General features: G+C 75.8%; 25 protein-coding genes. 9 read left to right on the top strand and 16 right to left on the bottom strand.

The annotated features are described in order from the left end of the window. Positions 1 to 114: 114 nt before the first annotated feature. Positions 115 to 996 carry a diacylglycerol kinase family protein gene (locus tag ASG41_RS07085; protein WP_056291804.1) on the top strand — a complete coding sequence of 294 codons (882 nt, stop codon included), beginning with the start codon at positions 115 to 117 and terminating at the stop codon, positions 994 to 996. Positions 997 to 1,016: 20 nt separating this feature from the next. On the opposite strand, the gene ASG41_RS07080 is transcribed toward ASG41_RS07085, so the two are convergent. The 4 genes from ASG41_RS07080 to ASG41_RS07065 are packed head-to-tail and all read right to left on the bottom strand — an operon-like array spanning position 1,017 to position 5,991. Further along, positions 1,017 to 1,811 (bottom strand): SDR family oxidoreductase, encoded by a 795-nt coding sequence (locus ASG41_RS07080; RefSeq protein ID WP_056291801.1) that lies wholly within the window; start codon positions 1,809 to 1,811, stop codon positions 1,017 to 1,019. Further along, positions 1,804 to 4,260 (bottom strand): phenylalanine--tRNA ligase subunit beta, encoded by a 2,457-nt coding sequence (gene pheT, locus ASG41_RS07075; RefSeq protein ID WP_056291797.1) that lies wholly within the window; start codon positions 4,258 to 4,260, stop codon positions 1,804 to 1,806. The genes ASG41_RS07080 and pheT overlap by 8 nt, the downstream gene beginning before the upstream one ends. Continuing rightward, positions 4,257 to 5,324: a phenylalanine--tRNA ligase subunit alpha gene (pheS, locus tag ASG41_RS07070; RefSeq protein ID WP_056291794.1), complete on the bottom strand. Its 1,068-nt coding sequence runs from the start codon at positions 5,322 to 5,324 to the stop codon at positions 4,257 to 4,259. Before pheS ends, pheT begins: the two co-directional genes overlap by 4 nt. A 28-nt stretch (positions 5,325 to 5,352) precedes the next feature. Continuing rightward, positions 5,353 to 5,991, bottom strand: a complete 639-nt coding sequence (locus ASG41_RS07065) for a TetR/AcrR family transcriptional regulator (RefSeq protein WP_056291792.1) — start codon at positions 5,989 to 5,991, stop codon at positions 5,353 to 5,355. 72 nt (positions 5,992 to 6,063) lie between these two features. Between ASG41_RS07065 and ASG41_RS07060 the strand changes: the two genes are divergently transcribed. From ASG41_RS07060 to ASG41_RS07050, 3 genes are read left to right on the top strand one after another with little or no spacing between them, the layout of a single operon-like run. Beyond that, on the top strand, positions 6,064 to 6,651 hold the full coding sequence (locus ASG41_RS07060) for a sugar O-acetyltransferase (protein WP_235564596.1): 588 nt from the start codon (positions 6,064 to 6,066) through the stop codon (positions 6,649 to 6,651). A gap of 11 nt (positions 6,652 to 6,662) precedes the next feature. Then, positions 6,663 to 7,208 (top strand): TetR/AcrR family transcriptional regulator, encoded by a 546-nt coding sequence (locus tag ASG41_RS07055; RefSeq protein WP_235564594.1) that lies wholly within the window; start codon positions 6,663 to 6,665, stop codon positions 7,206 to 7,208. Next, on the top strand, positions 7,205 to 8,398 hold the full coding sequence (locus tag ASG41_RS07050; protein WP_056291782.1) for an MFS transporter: 1,194 nt from the start codon (positions 7,205 to 7,207) through the stop codon (positions 8,396 to 8,398). Before ASG41_RS07055 ends, ASG41_RS07050 begins: the two co-directional genes overlap by 4 nt. Here ASG41_RS07050 and ASG41_RS07045 read toward each other — a convergent pair. From ASG41_RS07045 to ASG41_RS07000, 10 genes are all read right to left on the bottom strand, one after another. After that, positions 8,378 to 10,099 carry an ABC transporter permease subunit gene (locus ASG41_RS07045; RefSeq protein WP_056291779.1) on the bottom strand — a complete coding sequence of 574 codons (1,722 nt, stop codon included), beginning with the start codon at positions 10,097 to 10,099 and terminating at the stop codon, positions 8,378 to 8,380. The two genes, ASG41_RS07050 and ASG41_RS07045, sit on opposite strands and share 21 nt — an antisense overlap. Continuing rightward, positions 10,096 to 11,580: an ABC transporter substrate-binding protein gene (locus ASG41_RS07040; RefSeq protein ID WP_056291776.1), complete on the bottom strand. Its 1,485-nt coding sequence runs from the start codon at positions 11,578 to 11,580 to the stop codon at positions 10,096 to 10,098. The genes ASG41_RS07045 and ASG41_RS07040 overlap by 4 nt, the downstream gene beginning before the upstream one ends. Next, on the bottom strand, positions 11,577 to 12,860 hold the full coding sequence (locus ASG41_RS07035) for an MFS transporter (protein WP_056291771.1): 1,284 nt from the start codon (positions 12,858 to 12,860) through the stop codon (positions 11,577 to 11,579). The genes ASG41_RS07040 and ASG41_RS07035 overlap by 4 nt, the downstream gene beginning before the upstream one ends. Further along, positions 12,857 to 13,627: an ABC transporter ATP-binding protein gene (locus ASG41_RS25200; RefSeq protein ID WP_157519131.1), complete on the bottom strand. Its 771-nt coding sequence runs from the start codon at positions 13,625 to 13,627 to the stop codon at positions 12,857 to 12,859. Before ASG41_RS25200 ends, ASG41_RS07035 begins: the two co-directional genes overlap by 4 nt. Next, on the bottom strand, positions 13,624 to 14,376 hold the full coding sequence (locus ASG41_RS07025) for an ABC transporter ATP-binding protein (RefSeq protein WP_056291766.1): 753 nt from the start codon (positions 14,374 to 14,376) through the stop codon (positions 13,624 to 13,626). The genes ASG41_RS25200 and ASG41_RS07025 overlap by 4 nt, the downstream gene beginning before the upstream one ends. 99 nt (positions 14,377 to 14,475) lie before the next feature. Further along, positions 14,476 to 15,267 (bottom strand): RNA methyltransferase, encoded by a 792-nt coding sequence (locus tag ASG41_RS07020; protein ID WP_056291762.1) that lies wholly within the window; start codon positions 15,265 to 15,267, stop codon positions 14,476 to 14,478. An 84-nt stretch (positions 15,268 to 15,351) separates the two neighbouring features. Then, a complete protein-coding gene (rplT, locus tag ASG41_RS07015) occupies positions 15,352 to 15,738 on the bottom strand; it encodes a 50S ribosomal protein L20 (protein WP_056291759.1) in 387 nt (128 codons plus the stop codon). Positions 15,739 to 15,778: 40 nt separating this feature from the next. Continuing rightward, complete coding sequence (rpmI, locus tag ASG41_RS07010) at positions 15,779 to 15,973, bottom strand: 50S ribosomal protein L35 (protein ID WP_056291754.1); 195 nt, start codon at positions 15,971 to 15,973, stop codon at positions 15,779 to 15,781. Positions 15,974 to 16,010: 37 nt separating this feature from the next. After that, positions 16,011 to 16,640 carry a translation initiation factor IF-3 gene (gene infC / locus ASG41_RS07005; protein ID WP_235564598.1) on the bottom strand — a complete coding sequence of 210 codons (630 nt, stop codon included), beginning with the start codon at positions 16,638 to 16,640 and terminating at the stop codon, positions 16,011 to 16,013. 314 nt (positions 16,641 to 16,954) lie between these two features. Then, positions 16,955 to 17,407 (bottom strand): PH domain-containing protein, encoded by a 453-nt coding sequence (locus ASG41_RS07000; protein ID WP_235564593.1) that lies wholly within the window; start codon positions 17,405 to 17,407, stop codon positions 16,955 to 16,957. 19 nt (positions 17,408 to 17,426) lie between these two features. On the opposite strand from ASG41_RS07000, the gene ASG41_RS06995 reads away from it, so the two are divergent. Both ASG41_RS06995 and ASG41_RS06990 read left to right on the top strand, forming a co-directional pair. Continuing rightward, positions 17,427 to 18,491, top strand: a complete 1,065-nt coding sequence (locus ASG41_RS06995) for an MBL fold metallo-hydrolase (protein ID WP_056291746.1) — start codon at positions 17,427 to 17,429, stop codon at positions 18,489 to 18,491. Next, positions 18,488 to 19,069, top strand: a complete 582-nt coding sequence (locus ASG41_RS06990; RefSeq protein WP_056291740.1) for a uridine kinase — start codon at positions 18,488 to 18,490, stop codon at positions 19,067 to 19,069. The genes ASG41_RS06995 and ASG41_RS06990 overlap by 4 nt, the downstream gene beginning before the upstream one ends. A gap of 7 nt (positions 19,070 to 19,076) precedes the next feature. Here ASG41_RS06990 and ASG41_RS06985 read toward each other — a convergent pair whose 3' ends face one another. Continuing rightward, on the bottom strand, positions 19,077 to 19,286 hold the full coding sequence (locus ASG41_RS06985; protein ID WP_056291737.1) for a hypothetical protein: 210 nt from the start codon (positions 19,284 to 19,286) through the stop codon (positions 19,077 to 19,079). Between the two features lie 55 nt (positions 19,287 to 19,341). On the opposite strand from ASG41_RS06985, the gene ASG41_RS06980 reads away from it, so the two are divergent. From ASG41_RS06980 to ASG41_RS06970, 3 genes are all read left to right on the top strand, one after another. Beyond that, complete coding sequence (locus ASG41_RS06980) at positions 19,342 to 20,589, top strand: YeeE/YedE family protein (RefSeq protein WP_056291732.1); 1,248 nt, start codon at positions 19,342 to 19,344, stop codon at positions 20,587 to 20,589. Between the two features lie 18 nt (positions 20,590 to 20,607). Then, positions 20,608 to 21,492 (top strand): polysaccharide deacetylase family protein, encoded by an 885-nt coding sequence (locus tag ASG41_RS06975; RefSeq protein WP_056291729.1) that lies wholly within the window; start codon positions 20,608 to 20,610, stop codon positions 21,490 to 21,492. Positions 21,493 to 21,583: 91 nt separating this feature from the next. Next, entirely contained in the window at positions 21,584 to 22,702 is a 1,119-nt protein-coding gene (locus tag ASG41_RS06970) for a uroporphyrinogen-III synthase (RefSeq protein WP_056291878.1), read from the top strand. A gap of 103 nt (positions 22,703 to 22,805) precedes the next feature. Here the strand turns inward: ASG41_RS06970 and ASG41_RS06965 are convergent, their stop codons facing one another. Continuing rightward, positions 22,806 to 24,233, bottom strand: a complete 1,428-nt coding sequence (locus tag ASG41_RS06965; RefSeq protein ID WP_056291726.1) for a NarK/NasA family nitrate transporter — start codon at positions 24,231 to 24,233, stop codon at positions 22,806 to 22,808. Positions 24,234 to 24,318: the final 85 nt, after the last annotated feature.

Raw genomic sequence — 24,318 nt, 5'->3', positions numbered from 1 at the left:
TGACTGTGCAGTCGTGGGGTGGGCGGGTCGGGGCGCGCCCGGCCCCCGCGTCGGCCATGATCAGCCCGCCGGGACGCCGCCGTCCCCCGCCCCACCCCGACGAGAGGCCCGACGGTGTCCGCGTTCGACCGGATCGTGATCGTGTTCAACCCGCACAGCACCGGTGACGCCCCCACCTCGGCGCGCGAGCTGCGCGCCGAGCTGTCCGACCGGCTCCCGGACACCCCGGTGGAGCTGGCCCCCACCGAGCACGCCGGCCACGCCCGCGACCTGGCCCGCGAGGCCGCCCGCACCGGGCGCCCGCTGGTGGTCTCGGTGAGCGGCGACGGCGGGTACAACGAGGTCGTCGACGGCGTCATGCAGGCCGGCAACCCCGACGCCGTCGCCGCCGTCCGGGCGGCCGGCAACGCCAACGACCACCGCCGGACGACGCGGACCCGGCCGCTGGCCGACGCGATCGTCGCCGGTGACGTGACCCGGATGGACCTGCTCCGGATGACCCTCGTGCACGGGGACACCGAGGAGGTCCGGTACGCGCACTCCTACATCGGCATCGGCATCACCCCGGTCGTGGCCGTGGACATCGAGGCCGGCGGCAAGGGCTCCTGGCGGGAGATCGTCTCCGTCGTCCGCGGCTTCCGGGCCTTCCACCCGTTCCCCGTCCGACTGGAGGACGGGTCGGTCCTGGAGATCGACAGCGTGCTCTACGCGAACATCTCCCAGATGGCCAAGGTGGCCAAGCTGTCGGACTCCGGCCGCCCGGACGACGGCCACTTCGAGCTGGTGGTCAACAAGCGCGCCGGCAAGCTGCGGGTGCTGGCCACCGCGGTCAAGGCGGCGACCGTGGGCCTGGGGCCCCAGCCGACGACGACGCACCACGAGCTGACCGTGCTGACCCCGATGCCGCTGCAGATGGACGGCGAGCTGGTGGAGGTCGAGGCCGACACCCGGATCACCGTGGACATCGCCGCGGGGGCGCTGCGCACCCTGTTCTGAGCCGCCCGCGGGGACACCTCTCAGGCGACCGGGTCGTCGTCCCCGTGGGGCAGCAGTCGGAGCTGACGCTGGGTTGCGGCCGGGGTGACCCGGGACAGCGACTCGACGGTGTCCTTGCCGGCCCGGACGAAGCGGCCCGACCAGGCGTCCAGCCGGCCGGCCCCGATCGCGGCGACCAGGTCGACGACGGCCTCCACCGGCGTCCACTCCTCGTAGCCGTCCCACATCGCCATCGAGCGGGTCATCGGGGTGTCCACCACGCCGGGGGCCACGTCGAAGGCCAGCACCCCGGAGGCGGCGAGGGCCTCGGTGATCCGCAGCTGGCCGGTCTTGCCGACCGAGTAGGCGGTGTAGTCCGGGTTCGACCGGGTCGACATGCCCGAGGCGATGTCCACGACCCGTCCGGTGCCGCGGGCCACCATCCCGGGGACGACGGCCTGCACCAGGTGGAACGGTCCGCGGACCTGGCTCTCCACCACCGACCACCACTGCTCGGGGTCGGCCTCCCAGACCGGCACCTCGGCGGCGTCGATCAGCCCGGCGTTGTTGACCAGCAGGTCGACCGGGCCGAGCTCGGCCTCCACCCGGGCCACCGCGGCCCGGACGGCGGCGAGGTCCGCGACGTCGGCGGAAACGGCCAGCGTGCGCGACCCGGTGGCGGTGGCGACGTCGGCCATCGCCGCCGACAGCCGCTCGGCGCCGCGGGCCAGGCCGGCCACCGAGGCCCCGCGCGCGGCCAGGCCCTCGGCGAGGGCCCGGCCGATCCCGGTGGAGGCCCCGGTGACGAGGGCGACGGTGCCGTCGAGGTCAGCCACGGAGGACGGCTCCCGTCGCCTGCGTCGCGGCGGCGACGGCGGCGTCGAAGGCGGCCTGCGCCTCCTCGCCGGTGAGTGTCCGGTCCGGGGCACGGAAGACGAAGGCGTAGGCCAGCGACCGGTTGCCCTCCCCGACCTGGGTGCCGGTGTAGAGGTCGAAGAGCCGCAGGCCCTCCAGCAGCTCCCCCGCCCCCGACACCAGCGCGGCCCGCACGGCGGACTCGGGGCGGTCCTCGGCCACGACCAGGGCGGCGTCCATCCGGACCGGCGGGAACGCCGAGATGGCCGGGCCCTGCGCGACCGGGCGGTCGGGCAGCGCGTCGACGTCGAGCTCCATGACCGAGGTGCGCGCGGGCAGCTCCAGCGCGGCGCACACCCGGGGGTGCAGCTCACCCGCGTGGCCGACGACGGTGTCACCGACCAGCAGCTCGGCGCAGCGGCCCGGGTGCCAGGGCGCCTGGTCACCGGCGCGCACGGTCAGCTCCACCCCGGCCGCGTCGGCGACCAGCCGGGCGGCCTGGACGGCGTCGGCCCACACGGCCGGGCGGCCCGGGCCCCACCAGCCGCGGGGCTCCCGGTTGCCGGCCAGCGCCACGGCGACGTGCCAGGGCTGCGCGGGGACGGCGCCGAGCAGGGCGGCCAGCGTCTCGTCGTCAGGACGGCGGTCGACGGCGGGCAGCGGGGCGACCGCGCCGTCCCCGGGCGGGAAGACCGCACCGTGCTCGAAGACGGCCAGGTCGCGCTGCCCACGGCCCAGGTTGCGGGCCAGCGTGGCCAGCAGCCCCGGCAGCAGGGACGTGCGCAGCGCCGGCTCCTGCTCCGAGATCGGGTTGCGCAGGGTCAGCAGGCCCTCGGTGGGCAGCCCGAGCGCCTCCAGGGCGGTCCGGCCGACGAACGGGTAGGCCGGGGCCTCCACGTAGCCGGCCTCGGCCAGGGCGCGACCGACGGCCCGTCGGCGGCGCTGGGTCGGCGTGAGGCCGCGGCCCGGGGGCACGGTCGGCAGCACCGAGGGGATCTCGTCGTAGCCGACGGCGCGGACGACCTCCTCGACCAGGTCGGCCGGGTCGGTGAGGTCCGGGCGCCAGGACGGCGGGGTGACGGCCAGCCGGCCGCCCTCGGCACCGACCGTGCAGCCGACCGTGGTGAGCGAGTCGATCACCTGGTCGCTGCTGATCGGGATGCCGGCGACCCGGGCCGGACGGTCGGCGTCCAAGACGATCTGCGGCCGGGGGGCGCGGGCGTCGACGTCCACGACCCCGCCGACGACCCGGGCACCGCCGTGCTCGGCCAACAGGGACGCCGCCCGGGCGAGGGCGACGACGGTGACGTCGGGGTCGGTGCCGCGCTCGAAGCGCTTGGCCGCCTCGCTGGGCAGCTTGTGCCGGCGGACGCCCCGGGCGATGCCGGTGGGCTCCCAGTGCGCGGCCTCCAGCAGCACCGCGGTGGTCGTCCCCGAGATCTCGGTCGAGGCCCCGCCCATGACACCGGCCAGCCCGATGGGGCCGGAGTCGTCGGTGATCAGCAGGTCGTCGGCGTCCAGGGCGCGGTCGACGCCGTCCAGGGTGGTGAGCCGCTCGCCGGGAGCCGCCGTCCGGACGACGACGGGGCCGCGGACGGCGTCCCGGTCGAAGGCGTGCATCGGCTGGCCGAGCTCGACCATCACCAGGTTGGTGACGTCGACGGCCAGCGAGATGGACCGGATGCCGGACTGGGCCAGCCGGCGCCGCAGCCACCAGGGGCTGGGCGCGGTCGGGTCCAGCCCCTCCATCGCGAGCACGGAGAACCGGTCACAGCGGGCCGGGTCGGCGACCTCGACGGTCCAGGCGGGCTCGCCGGGCCAGGCCGGCGGGGTGGCCGCGGCCGGGTCGCGCCAGTCGACGCCCAGGGCGCCGGCGACCTCGCGGGCGATGCCGCGGATGGCCATGCAGTACCCGCGGTCGGTGGTCACCTCGAGGTCGAACACGACGTCGTCGGTGCCCACGACCGGGCCGGCCGGGGTGCCCGGGGCCGGACCGTCGGTGCCGCGGCCCAGGACCAGGATGCCGTCGTGGTCCTCGCCCACGCCGAGCTCGCGGCTGCTGCAGATCATCCCGTCGGAGACGCGCCCGTACGTCGTCCGGGCGGCGATGGCGAAGTCACCGGGCAGCACGGCACCGGGCAGGGCCACGACGACCAGGTCGTCGACGGCGAAGTTGCGGGCGCCGCAGACGATGCCCTGGGGCTCGGGGTCGCCGACGTCGACCTGGACGTGGCGGATCGGCTTCTTGAAGCCGGTGAGCTCCTCGATCACCAGCACCCGGCCGACGACGAGCGGGCCCGTCGTCTCCGGCACGCGCAGCACCTCCTCGACCTCGAGGCCCTGCCGGACGAAGACGGCGTCCAGCTCCTCGACGCCCGTCCCCGCGGGGAGGTCGACGTGCTCGGACAACCAGCTGACGGGGACCTTCACTGCTCGACTCCGAACGCTCGCGTGAACCGGACGTCGCCCTCGACGATGTCGCGCATGTCGCCGACGCCGTGGCGGAACTGCAGGGCCCGCTCGATGCCCATGCCGAAGGCGAAGCCGCTGTAGACCTCCGGGTCGATCCCGCAGGCGGTGAGGACCCGGGGGTTGACCATCCCGCAGCCGCCCCACTCGACCCACTGCGGGCCGTCGCGGTGCTCGGGGAAGAAGACGTCGAACTCCGCCGAGGGCTCGGTGAAGGGGAAGAAGTGCGGCCGCCAGCGGATCTGTGCGTCGTCCCCGAAGAGCGCCTTGGCCAGCGCCTCCAGGGTGCCGCGCAGGTGGGCCATGGTCAGCCCGCGGTCGACGGCCAGGCCCTCGACCTGGTGGAAGACCGGGGTGTGCGTGGCGTCCAGCTCGTCGGTCCGGTAGACCCGGCCCGGCGCGACGACGTAGATCGGCGGGGTGCGCTCGAGCATGGTGCGGGCCTGCACCGGGCTCGTGTGCGTGCGCAGCACCAGGCCCGAGCCCTCGGGGGCGACGAAGAAGGTGTCGGCCAGCGAGCGAGCCGGGTGGTCGGGGCCGGTGTTGAGGGCGTCGAAGTTCAGCCACTCGCTCTCCAGCTCCGGGCCCTCGGCGACCTCGTAGCCCATCCCTACGAAGACGTCGGCGATCCGGTCCTGCAACGTGGTCAGCGGGTGCCGGGCGCCGCGGGGTGCGCGGTCGAAGGGCAGCGTGACGTCGACGCGCTCCTCGGCGAGCACCCGCTCGTCGCGCTCGGCCTCCAGCACGGCCAGCCGGGCGGCGTGGGTGTCGGTGAGCGCGACCCGGGCGGCGTTCACCCGCTGGCCGGCGTCCTTGCGGGCGGCCGGGGGCAGCGCGCCGAGCTCGCGGCGGGCCAGCAGCACCGGGGCACGGTCACCCAGGTGCGCCGGCCGGACGGCGGCCAGGGCCTCCAGGTCGGCGGCCCCGTCGAAGGCGGCCACCCCGGCCGCGACGGCGGCGTCCAGGGCGTCTGCGGACAGCGCAGCCACCTGTTTGGGGTCGTAGGGGTCGTTGGCGCCAGACACGGGAGGCCATTCTGCCCTCCCGGCCTCCTCAGTCCTGCGGCGCCGGTGGCAGCAGGGTCGACAGGCCGCCCCAGGCCAGTGCGGTGAGCTGGTCGACGAGCGCCTCGGCGGGGACGGTGCGGGCGGTCGACCACCAGTGCGCGGCCAGCTGGACCATGCCGACCGTGCCGTAGGCCCAGGTCCGGGCGGGGGCCGGGTCGAGCCCCGCGTCGGTCAGCCGCTCCCCCATCACCCAGGCCAGCGCCTCGGCGACCTCGCGCTCGGTCTGCGCCACCAGGTCCGCGCGGCCGGCCCGGCCCGCCTGGGCGTAGGCGAACCGGTAGAGCGCGGGTTCGTCCTCGATGATCGCCACGAACGCGGCGACGACGGCGCGGACGCGCGCCACGTCGTCGGCACGGTCCAGGGCCAGTTCGCCGAGCAGCCGGGGCAGCAGGATGTCGCTGCTGATCTGCGCCAGGACGGCGTCGACCAGTTCGTCCTTGTCGGCGAAGTACCGGTAGATCACGGTCTTGCTGACCCCGGCCGTTCGGGCGACGTCGTCGACGGCGAGCTCGGGTCCGGTGCGGCGCACGGACTCGACCGCGGCGGTGACGAACTCCAGCCGGCGCTGCCGGCGGTGCTCGGTCCACCGGGAGGAGCGGCCGTCGGAGCGTCCGGCTGGGGTCACCCCGGCAGTCTCCCAGGCGGGACGGCGCGTTGTTGTGTACGTACGTACACATCGTCGGCTAGGGTCCCCGCCGTGACCGCCCGAGACGACGACCCCCGCACGATGCGCGAGCGCATGCTGGCCGGCGACGCCTACGTCGCCGACGACCCGGTGCTCACCCAGGAGAACGGCCGCGCCCAGCGGCTGACGATGCAGTACAACGCGATCGACCCGCTGGACGGCGCCGCCCGGCGCGCCCTGCTGGAGGACCTGCTCGGCGCCTTCGGGCCCGGCAGCACCATCCGCGCCCCGTTCCACTGCGACTACGGGTACCAGACCACCGTCGGTGCCCGGACCTTCGCCAACTGGGGCCTGGTCGCCCTCGACGTCGGCCGGATCACCATCGGCGACGACGTCCAGATCGGCCCGAACGTCCAGCTGCTCACCGCCACCCACCCGGTGGAGCCCGGCCCGCGGCGGGACAAGTGGGAGGGGTCGGCCCCGATCACCCTGGGGGACAACGTCTGGCTCGGCGGCGGCGTCGTCGTGCTGCCCGGGGTCACCGTCGGGCGGGACACCGTCGTCGGGGCCGGCTCCGTCGTCACCCGGGACCTGCCGGCCGGCGTCGTCGCCGTGGGCAACCCGGCCCGCGTCGTCCGGCACATCGGCACGTCGGAGTGACCACCGCGCCGGTGACCCGCCGCGTCGACCCCGACCGCCGGGACCGGCTCGTCGACGTCACCATCGACGTGATCGCCGAGCACGGGGTGGCCGGCACCACCGCCCGGCGGATCGCCGCGGCCGCCGACGTCCCGCTGGGCTCGGTGACCTACCACTTCGACGGCCTCGCCGACCTGCTGCGGGCCGCGTTCACCCGGCACGCCGAGCAGATGGCCGTCCGGTTCCGGGCGCACTTCGCCCGGGCCACCGACCGCGCCTCGATGCTGGACGCCGCCGTGGACTTCGTGCACGACGGGCACTGCGCCACCCCGCGCGACTGGGCGGTGGCCTACGAGCTCTACCTGGCCGCCCTCCGCGAGCCGGCGCTGCGCGAGGTCACCGAGGCCTGGATGCACAGCAGCCGCGAGAGCCTGGGCCGGGTCCTGGACCCCGAGCTCGCCCGCGCCCTGGACGGCGTCATGGAGGGCCTGACCATGCACGCGATCCTCACCACCGCCCCGCCCACCCCCGAGGAGACCCGCACCGTGCTGGCCCGCGTCCTGGAGCTCACCCCGTGAGCGCCGCCGTCACCACCCCCACCCGGGCGCTGCAGCACGCCCGGGTAGCGGTCGCGGCCTGCTTCGCCCTCAACGCCGTCTTCTACGCCAACCTGGTGCCCCGGCTGCCCGAGCTGCGTGACGAGCTCGGCCTGTCCAACGCGGCCCTGGGGACGGCGCTGGCCGCCGCCCCGCTCGGTGCCCTGGTCGTCGGCCCGGTCGCCGCGGTGCTCATCGCCCGGCTGGGATCGGGACCGGTGGCGTCACTGGGGCTGCTGGGCCTGGGCGTCGGCGTGGCCGGTGCGGCCGCGGCACCCGCGTGGTGGGTACTGGCCCTGGCGCTGCTGCTGGTCGGCGCCCTGGACGCGATCGTCGACGTCGCCCAGAACGCGCACGGGCTGCGGGTGCAGCGCGGCTACGGCCGGTCGATCCTCAACGCGCTGCACGGGTTCTGGAGCCTGGGCGCGGTGGCCGGCGGCCTGCTCGGTGCCGGCATCGCCGGGCTGGGCGTTCCGCTGGAGGTGCACCTGGGCGTCTCGGCGGTGGTCTTCGGCGTCGTCGCCGTGCTGATCCGGGCCTGGATGCTCCCCGGCCGGGACGACGTCGACGCCACACCCACCGAGGCGGCACCACCGGTCGCCGGGGTGCGCAGTGCCCGCCGGTCGGCCGTCGGGGCGCTGGTGGTGCTCGGGCTGCTGGCCGCCGGCGCCGCGTTCGTGGAGGACTCCGCGGCCTCGTGGAGCGCCATCTGGCTGCGCGACGACCTGGGCGCCACCGTCGTCACCGCGGGGCTGGGGTTCGTGGCCTTCCAGGTCGCGATGACGGCCGGGCGGCTCACCGGGGACCGGGTGGTGGACCGGTTCGGCCAGCGCCGGGTCGCCCGGGTCGGCGGCGCGGTCATCGCCGCCGGCTTCGTCCTCACGCTGGCGCTGCCGTCGGTGCCCACGACGGTGGTCGGGTTCGCCCTCGCCGGGCTGGGCGTGGCGACGCTGGTGCCCGCGGTCTACGCCGCCGCCGACGCGCTGCCCGGCCTGCCCACCGGGGTCGGGCTGACCGCGGTCAACCTGCTGCTGCGGATCGGGTTCCTGGTGTCCCCGCCGCTGATCGGGTTCGTCTCCGACGTGCTCAGCCTGCGGGTGGCGCTGCTGTCGGTGGTGCTGGCCGGGGTGCTGGTGCTGGTGCTGGGCCGGTCACTGCGGGCGCGGGTCTGACAGCGCCGCGACCACACCCAGCAGCACCAGCCCGAGCGCCGGTGCCGCGACCACCCAGGGCGCGCGCTCCAGGTAGCCGGTGGTCTCGGCCAGTGCCCGTCCCCACTCCGGGGACTCCGCGCCGGCTCCCAGGCCGAGGAACGACAGCCCGGCCAGCGCCAGTGCGGCGTGCGGCACGCGCACCAGCGCGTGCCGCACGACCGGGGGGCCGACGACGGGCAGCAGGTGCCGGCGCAGCAAGTGCCAGTGCCCGGCTCCCCCGGTCACCGCGGCGACGTGGAAGCCCGACGCCCGGGCCTGTGCGGCGAGCGTGCGGGTGTGCACCGCCAGCGGGATCCAGGCCACCAGGGCGACGGCCAGGCAGGCCGACAGCAGTCCCGGTCCGGCCACCGCGGCGACGACGATGCCGACGACGACGGCGGGCAGCGCGTTGAGCACGTCCGCGGTCCCGGTCCGGTCCGCGCGCCCGAGCAGTCCGACGGCCAGCCCGACCGCCAGCGCGACAGCGGCCAGTGCCACGGCGAGGCCCACCGAGACCAGCGCACCGTGCCCGAACCGGGCCAGCACGTCCCGGCCCAGCGGGTCGGCGCCGAACGGGTGCGCCCAGGACGGTGCCGCCAGCCGGGCGCCGACGTCCTGCGCCGCCGGGTCGCGCAGCAGCCCGGCCAGCACGGCCAGGGCGAGCACCGTGGCGACGGCGAGCGCCGCGCGCCGGGGACGCCGTCCGGCGGGCACGACCTCGGGGGTCAACCCGCTGCCGGTCAGTGCCGGGCCCAGCAGCAGCCGGTGGGCGAGCACGCCGCCGCCCCCCACGAGCAGCCCGAGGCCCACGAGCAGCACCACGGCGGCCTGCACGACCGGCACGTCGGGCACGAGCGCGGCGTCCAGCGCGAGCCCGCCCAGGCCGGGCAGGTCGAAGACCGCCTCCACCACCGCGGCCGCGCCGAGGGTGCCGACCAGCAGCAGCAACACCTGCGGGACGACGACGCTCAGCGCCCGCCGGCCCAGCGCCGTCACCACCGCCCCGCGCCGCACCCCCGCGGCCCGCCAGGTGCGCACCCAGGACTCCCCCGCGACCGCGGCCACCGCCCCCGCCAGCAGCCGGGCGAGCACCCCGGCCGCGGGGACGCCGAGGGCCAGCACGGGCAGCACCAGGTTCGCCGGCCCGGTGAAGCCCGAGGTGGGCAGCAGGCCCCAGCCCACGGCGACCACCGACACCAGCAGGACAGCCAGCACGAACTCGGGCAGCGCCGCGAGTGCGCCGCCCACCGCGGCCCCCGCGCCGCCCCCGGTGAGCCGTCCGTCGGCGGCCCGCAGCAGGGCGGGCACGGTGAGCAGCACCGCGAGGACGAGAGCGACCAGGCTGGCGGTGCCGGCGACGGTGAGCGAGACGCCGAGGGCCGGCAGCAGGGTGTCCGCAACCGGTGCACCCGACACCCAGGAGGTGCCCAGGTCGCCGGTGACCAGCCGGCCGAGGAAGCCCAGGGTGCCGGTGACCGGGTCGGCCGGCAGGTCCAGCCGGTCGCGGACGGCCGCCAGGGCCGCCGGGTCGGCGGTTCGGTCGACCTCCCGGGCCCGGAGCACGCCCAGCGCCGGGTCGTCCCCGGACAACCAGGGCAGCGCACCGACCAGCAGTGCGGCGCCGACCAGGGCGCCGAGGACGCCGAGCGGGCGGGTGAGCCGGGAGAGGACCGGCGTCACCGGCCGGTCGTGGTGGCGACGGTGACGACCTGCCGCTCGAAGGGGTCCTCCCCCACGCCCTGCACGGCCTGGGCCACCCCGGTCCGGCTCTGCTCGTGCAGCACCGGCACGACCGCCCCGGTGGAGAGCACCGCGGCCTCCAGGTCGGCGGCGGCCTGCCGGCGCGCGACCGGGTCGGTCAGCTCCCCGGCGGCGGCCACCGCGGCATCGACGGCGGGGTCGCACAGCCGCGCGAGGTTGTAGCCGCCCTCGCAGGTGTGGTCGGTGCCGAAGTAGCCGATCGGGTCACCGGTGTCCAGCAGGGTGAGCCGGCTGCCCAGCACCGCGTCGAAGGCACCGGCGAGCAGGTCGGGCTCCAGGGTGGCATAGGTCTGCACGACCACCTCGACGGTGAACCCGGCACCGCGCAGCTGCTCGGCGAGCACCGCGGCGGCCTCGGGCAGCTCGGGCCGGTCGTCGTAGGTGGCCAGCCGGATCGACGCCCCGGCCGGGTCGGCCGCGGCCGGCAGCGAGGGTGCGGGGCGGGCGGCGGCGCCGAGGGTCGCGTCGGTGAGCAGGCCGGGGGCCTCGTCGGCCTGCCCCTCGAAGACGCCGTCCACCACCGGGCCGGGGTCCACGGCGGCCACCGCGGCGGCCCGCAGGCCCGGGTCGGTGAAGACGCCGGAGGCGGTGTTCAGCGAGAGCGCGGTGACCCGCGGCAGCGACGTCGTCACCACGCGCTCGTCGTCGGAGAGGGTCGCCAGCTGGGCGATCGGGATGCCCTGGACGACGTCGAGCTCACCGGCGCGCAGCGCGGCGGCACGCGCGCCGGCGTCGTCGACGAAGCGGACGTCCACCCCGTCGGCGGCCGGGGTGCCGTCCCAGTACCCGGTGGCCGCGTCCAGCGTGGCCGACTCGGCGCCCTGCACGGCGGTGATCGCGTAGGGGCCGGTGCCGTGACCGACCGGGTCGGGGGCGGCACCGTCGGTGTAGGCCGCCGGGGACAGCACCACCAGCGCCGGGGCGCCCAGCCGCTGCACCAGCAGCGGGTCGGCCTGTGCGGCCTGCACCTGGACGGTGTCCTCGTCGACCGCGGTGGCGGTCAGGCCGACACCGGCGAGCACCCGCAGCGGCGGGTCGGCGGCCGCGGCGGCGGCGTTGAGCGACCCGGCGACGGCCTCGGCGTCCATCGGGGTGCCGTCGTGGAAGACCACGTCCGCGCGCAGGTCTACCAGCGCGGTCCGCTCGTCGACGGACTCCCAGGAGGTGGCGAGCTGGGGCTGCGCGGTGCCCGAGGCGTCGAAGACGACGAGGCTCTCCGCGGCCCCCATCCGGGTCAGCAGCACGGCGTCGTCGGTCCACGGCGAGAGCGCGGCCACCGGCGGGAAGGCCAGCGCCAGCCGGATCCGGTCGGCGCCGTCAGCACCGGCGTCACCGCTGCCGGAGAAGCAGCCGCCGAGCAGGACGACCGGGGCGGCGAGCAGGGCGGTGCGGCGCTTCACGGGGCTCCTACGGGCTGGGGGGCGGGGACGATGCGGCGGGTGAGCAGGAGGAGGCCGACGGCGGAGGCCGCGGGCAGTGCGGCGAGCACCAGCCAGGGGACGGCGGCCGCCGGCTGCGGGGTCTCGGCGAGGTCGAGCAGCGCACCGATCCCGGTGCTGCCGACGAGCACGGCCAGCCCGCCGGCCGAGGCCAGCACCCCGAAGTGGGCGCCGAGCCGGCGCTCGCCGGCCAGCCGGGGCACCAGGTCCTGGGCGACGGGGACGGCGATCATCTGGCCGGTGTAGAGCAGCAGCACGAACCCGACGGCCGGGGCGAGGGCCAGCACGCCGTCGGCCGGGGCCAGCGGGGCCAGCACGGCGACCAGCAGGAACCCGGCGCTCATCAGCGCGAAGCCCAGCGGCAGCGCCCGGCGGGCCCCGGCGCGGCGGGCCCGGGCGGTGACCGGCAGCTGGAAGGCCAGGACGCTGACCGCGGCCAGTACGAACAGCCAGCCCAGCGCGCCCTGGCCGCCGGTGGCCCGGGTCAGCTCGACCGGCAGGGCCAGGTACAGCTGGTTGTAGGACAGCAGGTAGGTGCAGTAGCAGACGGTGAAGGCCAGGAAGCGCCGGTTGCGGAGCACCTGGCCCCAGCCCGCGGTCATCGGCTCGACCTCGCCGACGCCGGTGCGCAGGTCCCGGGGCAGCAGCACCAGGTGCGCGACCAGGACGACGACGAAGACCCCGGCGGCCACCACGCAGGTGACCCCGAACGGGACGGCGAGCAGCAGCGCACCGAGCACCGGGCCGGTGACCGAGCCGAGCTTGGAGGCGATCGCGTCGAGTCCGAACACCTCGGCCCGGGTGGCGACGCCGGCCTCCTCCAGCTGGCGGCCCTGGTCGGCCAGCGCGGACTCCACGGCCGGGGAGAACAGCGCGGCGGCGAACCCGACGAGCACGGCACCCAGCAGCACCCCGGGCAGGCTCTGCACCACCGCGAGCACGAGGAAGCCGGCGATCCGGATGACGCAGCCGACGACCACGACCGGCTTGACGCCGAACCGGTCGGCCAGCCCGCCACCGAGGAAGAACAGGCCCTGCTGGCTGAAGGTGCGGATGCCCAGCACCAGCCCGATGACGCCGCCGGCCAGCGCGAGGTCCTCGCTCAGGTGCACCGCCAGGAACGGCACGACCAGGTAGAAGCCGATGTTGAAGGCGAGCTGGGAGGCCAGCAGCAACCGCGGGACGGCGGGCAGCCGGCGGACCAGCACCCACGGCGCCCACCCGCGCCCGGCCCGGGTCACGAGCCCACCTCCGCCAGCGTCGGGACGGCGTCCAACAGCCGGGCGGTGACCGGGCTGGCGGGGTGCCCGAACACCTGCCCGACCGGGCCCTCCTCGACCGGCCGGCCGGCGTCCAGGACGAGCACCCGGTGCGCCAGGTGCTGCACCACGCCCAGGTCGTGGGAGACGACGAGCAGGGCCAGGCCCTCGGCCTCGCTGACCTCGCGCAGCAGGTCGACCACCTGCAGCCGGACGACGACGTCCAGCGCGCTCACCGGCTCGTCGGCGACCAGCACCTGCGGGCGCGGGGCGAGCGCACGGGCGATCGCCAGCCGCTGCCGCTGGCCGCCGGAGAACTCGTGCGGCCACCGGCGGGCGGCATCGGGCTCCAGACCCACGGCGACCAGCAGCTGCGCGACCCGGGCGGTGTGGTCGCCGGGCACCCGCAGGCACGCCAGCGGTTCGGCGACGGCGTCCCCGACCCGGATCCGGGGGTGGAAGGAGCGGGCCGGGTCCTGCGGCACGGTCTGCACCGCCCGCCGGAACCAGCGCAGCGAGCGCGGGGACCCGGGACGGACCGGCCGGCCGGCGAGGGTGACGGTGCCGGCGTCGGGGGTCTCCAGGGCGAGCAGCAGCCGGGCCAGGGTGGTCTTGCCCGACCCGGACTCCCCCACCACCGCCAGCCGCTCGCCGGGGTGCAGGCGCAGCGAGACGCCGTCCAGCGCGGGGGCCGCGGACCGGTCGAAGTGCCGGCCCAGGCCCTCGGCGACGAGCAGCGGGGCAGTCACCGGTGCACCGCCAGGGCCCGGGACGCGGCGACGACGTCGGCCAGCCGGGGATCGGCCAGCACGTCGGCGACCGGCCCGTCGGCGACCAGCCGGCCGCCCTCGAGCACCAGCAGCCGGGAGCACAGCCGGGTGGCGACGGCGAGGTCGTGGGTGACCAGCAGCAGCGCCGCCAGCCCCGGGCCGGTGACCCGGTCCAGCAGGTCCAGCACGCCGGCCTGCACGGTGACGTCCAGGGCCGAGGTGGGCTCGTCGGCGACCAGCAGCCGCGGGGCGCCGACCAGGGCCAGCGCGAGGGCCACCCGCTGCCGCTGCCCACCGGACAGCTGCGCCGGGTACCGGCGGGCCAGCCCGTCGAGACCGACCTCGGCCAGCAGCGCCCATGCCCGGGTGTGGGCCTCCCCGCGGGCCACCCCCTGGGCACGCAGCGGGAGGGCGACCTGCCGGCCGACCCGGGTGAGCGGGTCCAGCGCGGTCCCCGGGTCCTGGGCGACCAGGGCGGTGACCCGGCCGCGCAGCGGGCGCCAGGCGGCGGCAGACGCCCCCACGACCTCGGTGCCCTCGACCCGGACGCTGCCGCTGACCGTCGGGCCGGGCGGCGTCAGGCCGAGCAGGGCCGCGACCAGCTGGGACTTCCCGGCCCCGGAGGCGCCGACGACGCCGACCCGCTCGCCGGGCGCCACCGCGAAGGAGACGCCGTCCACGAGGGGGCCGCCGGGGACCCGGACGGTCAGGTCGTGCACGTGCAGCACTGAGCGGGCTCCTCGGGTGGGTGAGACCCGACCCTAACTGCAAGGAGTTCGCATCAACGACTGCGCATCTGCTCAGGCAGAGGTGGACGTGCGGTGCCCTCAGCCCTGGGCGAGCTGGGTGGCGTACAGGCAGATCGCGGCGGCGACGGACAGGTTCAGCGACTCCGCCCGACCGCGCATCGGCACCCGGACCCGGTGGTCGGCGCGGGCGGCCAGGCCGGCGTCCAGCCCACGGGCCTCGTTGCCGAACAGCCACAGCACCGGCCCGGCGAGCAGGCCGTCGTCCCCGGCGGTGTCCAGGGCGACCTCGCCGTCCCCGGCGGCGGCCAGCACGGTCACCCCGGCCGCCCGGACGTCGTCCAGCAGCGGCTCGAGCGGTGCGGAGCGGACGACGTCGACGTGGAAGAGGCTGCCCGCCGAGCTGCGCACGACCTTGCCCTGGAAGGGGTCGGCCGACCCCGCGCCGAAGACCACGGTGCCAGCCCCGCAGGCGTCGGCGGTGCGCAGCACGGTGCCGGCGTTGCCGGGGTCGTTGAGCTCGGCCAGCGCGACGGCCAGCCGCGGCGGGTCGCTGGCCAGCGTCCCCGCGGAGACGTCACGCAGCGGGCAGACCGCGACGAGCCCCTGCGGGGTGACGGTCTCGCTGAGCCCGGCGGCGGCCTTCTCGGTGACCACCCGCACCGGCACCCCGGCGCCGGCGAGCAGGTCGCGGTGGGCGTGCGCGGCGGCCTCGGTGGCGAAGACCTCGACCGCTCCCCCGGTGTCCAGCGCCTCGACCACGGACTGCCGGCCCTCGGCCAGGAACAGCCCCGCGGCGTCGCGACCGGCCCGGCGGGTGAGCTTGCGGGCGGCGGCGACGCGGGCGTTGCGCTCGGTCAGCGGTTCGGTCACGGGGTCCTCTCGGGGGACAGACGACGACGCCGCCGGTACCGGGCGGCTGCCCGGCGCCGGCGGCGTCGTGGGGTGCTGCTCGAACTAGGCGGCGACGCCGGTCTGGTTCGGGGCGGCGGCGACCGCGGCGCGCGCGGACTCCACCAGGGCCGCGAAGGCGGCGGGCTCGTTGACGGCCAGCTCGGCCAGGACCTTGCGGTCCAGCTCGATGCCGGCCAGCTTCAGGCCCTGCATGAAGCGGTTGTACGTCATGTCGTTCTGGCGGGCCGCGGCGTTGATCCGGGTGATCCACAGCTTGCGGAAGTCGCCCTTGCGGACCTTGCGGTCGCGGTAGGCGTAGGTGGCCGAGTGGAGCAGCTGCTCCTTGGCCTTGCGGTACAGACGCGAACGCTGCCCCCGGTAGCCGCTGGCGGCCTCGAGAGTCGTCCGACGCTTCTTCTGGGCGTTGACCGCCCGCTTCACGCGTGCCACGTGAGTACTCCTCTAGATCGTGTGTGGGTGGGGGGCCGGCTCAGATGCCGAGCAGCTTCTTCATGCGGGGCGCGTCGGCGGGCGACAGCACCTCGGTCCCCTTCACACGGCGCTTGCGCGAGGAGGACTTCACCTCGAACTTGTGCTGGTTGTTCGTGTGCTCGCGGACGAGCTTCCCGGAGCCGGTCACGCGGATGCGCTTGGCCGTGCCCTTGTGGGTCTTGTTCTTCGGCATGTCCTCGGTCCTCTTCGGTGGTCTGGGTCGGGCCGGCTCAGGCCTGGTCGGCCTCGGCGGGCTGCGCCGGCGCGGCCGGGGCCGCTGCGGGTGCGGGTGCCGGTGCGGCGGCGGGCTCGGCCTCGGCGGCCTTGGCCTTCTTGCGCTCCACGATCTGGGCCTGCTGCGCCGCCTGGTTCCGGTGCGGCGCGATGACCATGACCATGTTGCGGCCGTCCTGCTTGGGGTTGGACTCCACGACACCCAGCTCCGTGACGTCGCCGGCCAGACGCTGCAGCAGCCGGTAGCCCATCTCCGGGCGGGACTGCTCGCGACCGCGGAACATCACGGTGATCTTGACCTTGTCGCCGCCCTTGAGGAAGCGGACGACGTGGCCCTTCTTGGTCTCGTAGTCGTGCGGGTCGATCTTCAGCCGCAGACGCATCTCCTTGATGACGGTCTGCGTCTGGTTACGACGGGCCTCGCGCTCCTTCTGAGCGGCCTCGTACTTGTACTTGCCGTAGTCCATCAGCTTGACGACGGGCGGCCGGGCCATGGGAGCGACCTCGACGAGGTCGAGCTCGGAGTCCTGGGCCAGGCGCAGGGCCTCGCCGATCGGCACGATGCCGACCTGCTCGCCCTCGGGTCCGACGAGGCGGACCTCGGGGACGCGGATGCGGTCGTTGATGCGGGGCTCGGTGATGGCCTCTCCTCTGCGTTCAGCGATGAGGAGTCAGCGTCCCGACCCGGGAGGTCACTGGCCGAACGAGTGGTGGCCCCGTCGGCTGTGCCGACGGGGCCCACTCGTCCGGTCACGCCCTCGACCCGCGTGAGCAGGTGGGGCGAGACGGGACCGGCGGACCGGCCCCGTTCTTCCGGGGACCTGGGCGCCTGTGACGGCGCCAGGTGGGAGCGGGCTCCTCTTGGTGCGACAGCCCGGGGCGGGGCCGTCGCGGTTGGTGCGCCTCATGTAGCGGGGTGAGGCGTCGCCAAGACTACCCCTCACACACGGCTGGCGGCCAGCAGGGCCCGCATGCCCTCCACCGCGCGCACCGCGCGCTCGCCGTCGGCGGCCTGCACGGCCAGCACCGACATCTCGTCCTCGTTGCTCAGCAGCAGGCTCGCCCAGGGCGAGTGCTCGTCGAACCGGACCGCCCGCACCTGGTCCCAGGGCACCAGCGCGGTGTTGACGATGTTGCGCACCTCGAGCCCCTCGGCGGAGGCCCGCAGCCGCGGGCGGGCGCAGTAGAGCAGTGCCCCGCCGATGGCCAGGCCGATGCCCGTGGTGGCCACCTGGTCCGACGTCCGGAAGGCCACGACGCCGGTCGTGGAGGACTTCAGCAGGATCGACACGGTCACCATCACGGCCACCACCAGCACGGCCATGAGGGCGAACCAGATCCGCATCCGCCGGGGGGTCGCCTCGATCGTGGCCGGGACGGTGGGTGCGCTCACGCCCCCTACTGTCCCAGTCGTGTCGACCGCCAGCGAGATCACCGGGACCGCCCAGCACGCCGCGTGGCAGGCCAGGGCGCTCCCCCCGGTGGAGCAGCTGCGCCCGGACCTGTGGTCGATCCCGGTGCCGATCCCGCACAGCCCGCTGCGCTACGTGTCGGTCTACGCCTTCGCGCTCACCGGTGGCGGCATCGGGCTGGTCGACTGCGGCTGGCTCTCCGAGCCCGGCTGGGAGGCCCTCACCGGCGGCCTGACCGGCATCGGCAGCTCCGTCGGGGACGTCCGCGGCGTGCTGGTCACCCACATGCACTACGACCACCTGGGCCTGGCCGGCCGCGTCCGGGAGGCCAGCGGTGCCTGGATCGCGATGCACCCGGCCGACGGCGACGTCGTCCGCGCCTGGAACCGCCGGGACGGCGCCCAGGCGGTCGCCCGCAACGTGGAGTTCCTCGTCGGCCTGGGTGCCGACACCGACACCGCGGCGGCCGACGTGGGCAGCCCGGAGCGGTGGACCCGGTTCACCGAGATGGCGGTGCCCGACCGCGACCTGCTCGACGGCGACGTGGCCGACTTCCCGGGCTGGTCCCTGCGGGCGGTGCACACCCCCGGGCACACCGCCGGGCACCTGTGCTTCGCCGAGGAGCGCACCGGCCTCTTCCTGTCCGGGGACCACGTGCTGCCCCGGATCAGCCCCAACATCTCCACCGAGTCCGGCGGGGCACCGGACCCGCTGCGCGACTACCTGTCCTCGCTGGGCGCCGTCCGCGACCGGCCCGAGCCGACCGAGGTGCTGCCCGCCCACGAGTGGCGGTTCACCGGGCTGGCCACCCGCGCCCAGGAGCTGCTGGACCACCACGAGACCCGGCTCGCCGAGCTGCTGGCCGCCGTCCGGGCACACCCGGGCAGCACCCCGTGGGAGCTGGCCGCGCACCTCACCTGGTCCCGGCCCTGGTCCTCCTACGAGCGCGGGATGCGGGTCTTCGCGGTCACCGAGACCGACGCCCACGTGCGGCTGCTGGCCAGCCGCGGGGACGTCGTCCCCACGCCGGGTCCGGTGCCCGGGTGGACCGCCGCCCAGCGGTGAGGACGGTCGCGCTCGCCGACCTCGCGGCCCGGGTGCGGACGGCGACGCCCCGGCTGGGCCGCACCCGGTTGGTCTGCGTGGACGGGCCGGCGGGCTCGGGCAAGACCACGTTCGCCGACCAGCTGGCCGCAGAGCTCGGCGCGCCCGTCGTCCACCTGGACGACCTGTACGAGGGCTGGACGCTGGAGGGCGTGACCCGGCGGCTGGCCGAGTGGGTGCTGGAACCGGTCGCGGCGGGGCGCGACGCCGTGTTCCCCGCCTACGACTGGGCGCGGGCCGAGTTCGCGACGCCCACGACGGTGCCGGCCGGGGAGGTGCTCGTGGTCGAGGGCTGCGGCTGCGGGGCGCGGGGGCTGGCCGACCGGGTGTCGTTGCTGGTGTGGGTGCAGGCACCGCCGGGGGTGTGCGCCCGCCGGTGGGCGGCCCGCGGTGGCGCGCAGATGGCGGCCTTCCAGCCGGCCTGGGCGGCGGCCGAGGCCGAGGTGTTCGCCCGGGAGGACACCCGGGGGCGGGCCGACCTCGCGGTGGACGGCGACCCGCCGGCCCCGCCCCCGGCGGGGAGCTGGGCGCTGCTCTGACCCCGGGTCAGTCGTCGTCGTCCTGGTCGTCCTGCTGGTCCTCCTGGTCGTCCTGTTGGTCGTCCTGCTGGTCCTCCTGGTCGTCCTGCTGCTCCTCCTGCTGCTCCTCGACGCTGTCGGCCACCCCGCCGCCGCAGGCGGTGAGGGTGCCGCCGGCGGTGAGGACCGCCAGACCGGTGACGAGGACGGTCAGGGGACGACGCAGTCGCAGGCTCATGCGGGCAGGGTGACCCAGGACCGTCCGGTCCGCCCGGTGACTACCGTGGCCGGGCGTGGCTCTCCCCGCTCTGCTCGCCCCACCCCCCACCTCCTCCCCCGTCCCGACCGCACCGCCGGCGCCCGCCGTCCGCCGAGTCCCGCTGGCCGTGGCCGCCGCGCTGGCCGTCGCACTGACGGCGTGGGTGGGCAGCCAGCACGGTGCGCAGCGCGCCGTCCTGCTGCTGCTGGGGCTCGGGCTGGGTGCGGCGCTGTTCCACTCCCGGTTCGGGTTCACCTCGGCCTGGCGCCAGCTGGTCGCGGTCGGCAACGGCAGCGGACTGCGGGCGCACACCCTCCTGCTGGGGACGACGGCGACGCTCTTCGCGCTGGTGCTGGGCACCGGCACGGGCCTGTTCGGCGAGACACCGGGACCCTCCGCCGGGACGCTGGGTGTCGGCCTGGTGGCCGGGGCCGCGTTGTTCGGCGTCGGCATGCAGCTCGGTGGCGCCTGCGCGTCCGGCACGCTGTTCGCCGTCGGTTCCGGGCAGTCCTCGGTGCTGCTGACCCTGGCGGGCTTCATCACCGGCACGGTGCTCTACGCCTGGGCGTTCCCGCTGGTCGACGACCTGCCGGCCTTCCCCGCCCTCGTGCTGTCCGAGCACATCGGCTGGGCCGGGTCGTGGGCGGTGACGATCATGCTGCTGGCCCTCGTCTGGCTGGTCGCGACCGCCGTCCAGCGGCGCCGCGTGCCCCCGCCCACCGAGCCCCCACCGACCGCCACCGGGGCCGCCCGGGTGCTGCGCGGGTCGTGGCCGCTGTGGGTCGGCGCGCTGGTGCTGTCGGTGCTGGGCGCCGGGGTGCTGCTGGTGTCCGGCGGGGCGTGGGGCATCACCAGCGCCTTCACCCTGTGGGGCTCCAAGCTGCTGCAGCTGGTCGGGCTGCACCCCGAGGAGTGGCTGTACTGGTCGGGGTCCCGGGCCGGTCAGCTGGCCGCCCCGGTGCTCACCGACACGGTCTCGCTGACCGACATCGGCATCATGGTCGGCGCCGCGCTGGCATCGGCGGCCGGTGGCGCGTGGGTGCTGCACCGCGGCATCCCGGCCCGCACCGCGGCCGCCGCGGTCCTCGGCGGCGTCCTGATGGGCATCGGGGCCCGGCTGGCCAGCGGCTGCAACATCGGCGCCTACCTGGCCGGCATCGCCTCGGGCAGCGCGTCGGGTTGGGTCTGGGGCATCGCCGCCCTCGGCGGCACCTGGGTCGGGCTGCGCGCCCGGCGGGCGTTCGGCCTCGGCGTCCCCGCCCCGCGCGACAGCGTCTGCTGACCCCGGCATGCTCGGGCGGTGAGCACCCCCCGGCACGGCCGCTACGGCTACAGCGCGCTCCCCGACCGCCCGGTCTACGACTGGCCCGGCGGGAAGCGGCTGGCCGTCTACCTGGGGCTGAACCTGGAGACCTTCGACTTCGGGTCCGGCCGCGGCGCCCAGCTGGCACCCGGCGGCGGGGACCCCGACGTCCTCAACTACGCCTGGCGGGACTGGGGCAACCGGGTCGGTGCCTGGCGGCTGCTGGAGACCCTGGACGCGCTCTGCCTGCCCACCAGCGTGATCGCCAACAGCCGGGTGTTCACCGACTGCCCCGGCCTGGTCGAGGCGTTCCTGGCCCGCGGTGACGAGCTCGTCGGGCACGGCCGCACCAACGCCGAGCGGCAGGCCGACCTCACCGAGGACGACGAGCGCGCGCTGATCGCCGAGGTGACCGCGGAGCTCACCGCCCGCGCCGGGCACCCCCCGGCCGGCTGGCTCGGCCCGTGGATCTCCCAGAGCGACGTCACCCCGGACCTGCTGGCCGAGGCCGGTTACTCCTACCTGCTGGACTGGTCGCACGACGACCAGCCCACCTGGTTCGCCACCCGCGGGGGCGGGCGTGTGCTGTCGGTGCCCTACCCGCAGGAGCTCAACGACATCCCGGCCGTCGTCGCGCGGCAGGTGTCGGGACCGGAGTTCGCCGACATGGTGGTCGCCACCTTCGACGAGATGCTGGAGCAGTCCCGCAGCGCGCCGCTGGTCATGGGCATCGCACTGCACCCCTACGTGGTGGGCCAGCCGCACCGGCTGCGGCCACTGCGGGCGGCCCTGCAGCACGTCGCCGCCCACCGGGACGACGTCTGGCTGACCACCGCCGGCGCGATCGCCCGGCACGCCGCCTCGCCAGACCCCGGGACGTGACCCGCGGGCGGCCCGCACAGCCCGGCCGGGCCGCTGACCAGGGTCTGGACACACCCCCGGAACACGAACGCGACACCATGGACGGGTGACCGTGAGCGACGAGACCGCCCCGGCCCCCGGGCCGCTCCCCCTGGCCGGCTACACCGTCGCGGTCACCGCGGCGCGCCGCTCGGAGGAGCTGGCCGCACTGCTGGACCGCCGCGGTGCCCGGGTCGTCAGCGCCCCGGCGATCCGGATCGTCCCGCTGTCCGACGACGCCGAGCTGGTCGCCGCCACCCGCGAGGTGCTCCGCGCCCCGGTGGACCTCGTCGTCGCCACCACCGGGGTGGGGTTCCGCGGCTGGCTGGAGGCCGCCGACGCCTGGGACCTGCCGCTGGTCGAGCACCTGACCGGGGCCCGGGTGATGGCCCGCGGCCCCAAGGCGCGGGGCGCGATCCGCGGTGGCGGGCTCGTCGACGCCTGGTCCCCGGAGTCCGAGAGCTCCGCCGAGGTGCTCGAGCACCTGCTCTCCGGCGCCGAGGGCCCGCTGGAGGGACGGCGGATCGCCGTCCAGCTGCACGGGGACCCGCTGCCGGACCTGGTCACCGGGCTGGGCGAGGCCGGCGCCGTCGTCCTGAAGGTGCCGGTGTACCGCTGGGTGCTGCCCGAGGACACCGCGCCGCTGCGCCGGCTGGTGCACGCCATCGCCGCCCGGTCCGTCGACGCCGTCACCTTCACCTCCGCCCCGGCCGCCGCCAGCCTGCTGCAGGTCGCCGCCGAGGAGGGCGTCCGCTCCGGGGTGCTCGCCGGGTTCGCGGACGGCGTCCTGGCCGTGGCCGTGGGCGTGGTGACCGCCGGGCCGCTGGAGGCCGCCGGGATCGCCACCGTGCAGCCCGAGCGGGCCCGGCTGGGCGCGCTGGCCCGCGAGGTCGTGGCCCGGCTGCCCGAGCGCGACCCGGTGCTGCGCTGCGGCGGGCACGACCTGCAGGTGCGCGGCCACGCCGCGGTCGTCGACGGCCGCCTCGTCGAGCTGGCCCCGGCGCCGATGGCGGTGCTGCGCTCGCTGGCCCGCCGTCCCGGTGCCGTCGTGTCCCGCCCGGACCTGCTCACCGAGCTGTCGGGCGGGACCGACGCGCACGCCGTCGAGATGGCCGTCACCCGCCTGCGGGCCGCGCTCGGCGCACCGGTCGTGGAGACCGTCGTCAAGCGCGGCTACCGCCTGGCGGTGTGATCGAGCGCTGTCACCAGACGCGGTGTGATCAGACGCGGTGTGATCAGACGCGGTGTGATCAGACGCGGTGTGATCAGACGCGGTGTGATCAGACGCGGTGTGATCAGACGCGGACCGTCGTCCCCGGGCGCAGGTAGACCGCCCACGTGACGGCGACGCAGACCAGGTAGAAGGCGATGAAGACCAGGTAGGCGCTGTCTCCGGTGCCGGTGGTCAGGAACGACTGCCGGAACGCCAGGTTGACCAGCACCCCACCGAAGGCACCGACCGCGCCGGCGATGCCGATGACGGCGCCGGACATCCGCAGGGCGTACCGGTCGGCGACGACGGTGTCCTCCCCGGCGGCGACCCGGTCCATGGCCTGCACCCGGAAGACCGCCGGGATCATCTTGTAGGTCGAGCCGTTGCCCAGGCCGCTGAGCACGAACAGCAGCACGAATCCGACGACGAACAGCGGCAGGGACCCCACCTTGCTGGCCACGAAGACCACCAGCGCGCCGCCCGCCATGGCCACGAAGTTGCCCATCGTGATCCGGGCGCCGCCGAACCGGTCGGCCAGCTTCCCGCCGACCGGTCGGATCAACGACCCCAGCAGCGGGCCGAGCCAGGTCAGCGAGGCCGCGGCCAGCGGGGTGGCGAAGGAGTCGGCGAACTGGTTGGTCAGCACCTGGCCGAAGGCGAAGCTGAAGCCGATGAAGGAGCCGAACGTGCCGATGTAGAGGAAGGACATCACCCAGGTGTGCCGCTCGCGGGCGGCGTCGCGCAGTGCCCGCGGCTGGTTGGACATCGTGGTCAGGTTGTCCATCACCAGGGCCGCACCGACCGCGGCCAGCACGATGAAGGGCACGTAGACCAGCAGGACGACGCGGGGGTGCTCGGCACCGACGGTGGCCAGCACCAGCAGCCCGACCAGCTGGATGACCGGCACGCCCAGGTTGCCGCCGCCGGCGTTGAGGCCCAGCGCCCAGCCCTTCTCCCGCTCGGGGTAGAAGGCGTTGATGTTGGTCATGGAGCTGGCGAAGTTGCCGCCGCCGACGCCGGCCAGGCAGGCCACCAGCAGCAGGGTCGAGTAGCTGACGCCCGGTTCCAGCACGAGCGCGGTGACCACCGTCGGCACCAGCAGCAGCGCCGCGGAGACGATCGTCCAGTTCCGGCCGCCGAACCGGGCGACCGCGAAGGTGTAGGGCAACCGGACGAAGGCGCCGAGCGCGGTGGGCAGGGCGGTCAGCAGGAACTTCTGCGCCGCGACCTCCGGGGGCTCGCCGGTGAAGGTGCCGGCGGCCAGGTAGGCCGGGCCGAGGAAGAGCACCACCACCGACCACAGGCTCCAGATCGAGAAGCCGATGTGCTCGCTGAACACCGAGAACCACAGGTTGCGGCGGGCGACCCGCTTGCCGGTGGCGGCCCAGAACTGCGGGTCCTCCGGGCGCCAGTCGTCGATCCACCGACCGCCGAAGCGACCACGGTGGGTCGTCGGCGGCACGGGGACCGGGTCGGAGGTGGTGGGGGTGACGTCGGTGCCTGCGGCCATGGGCAGACCCTGGCGGTCCCCGGTGACCCGGCCGTTGCCCGCGCGGGAGACCTGTGTTCCGTTCCCCGCACGGGTGGTGACCCGA

Origin of the sequence: Modestobacter sp. Leaf380, assembly GCF_001424485.1 — a bacterium.
Lineage (GTDB): Bacteria > Actinomycetota > Actinomycetes > Mycobacteriales > Geodermatophilaceae > Klenkia.
The sequence above is the reverse complement of the archived record's forward strand: the minus strand, read 5'-3'. Positions and strand labels throughout refer to the sequence as shown.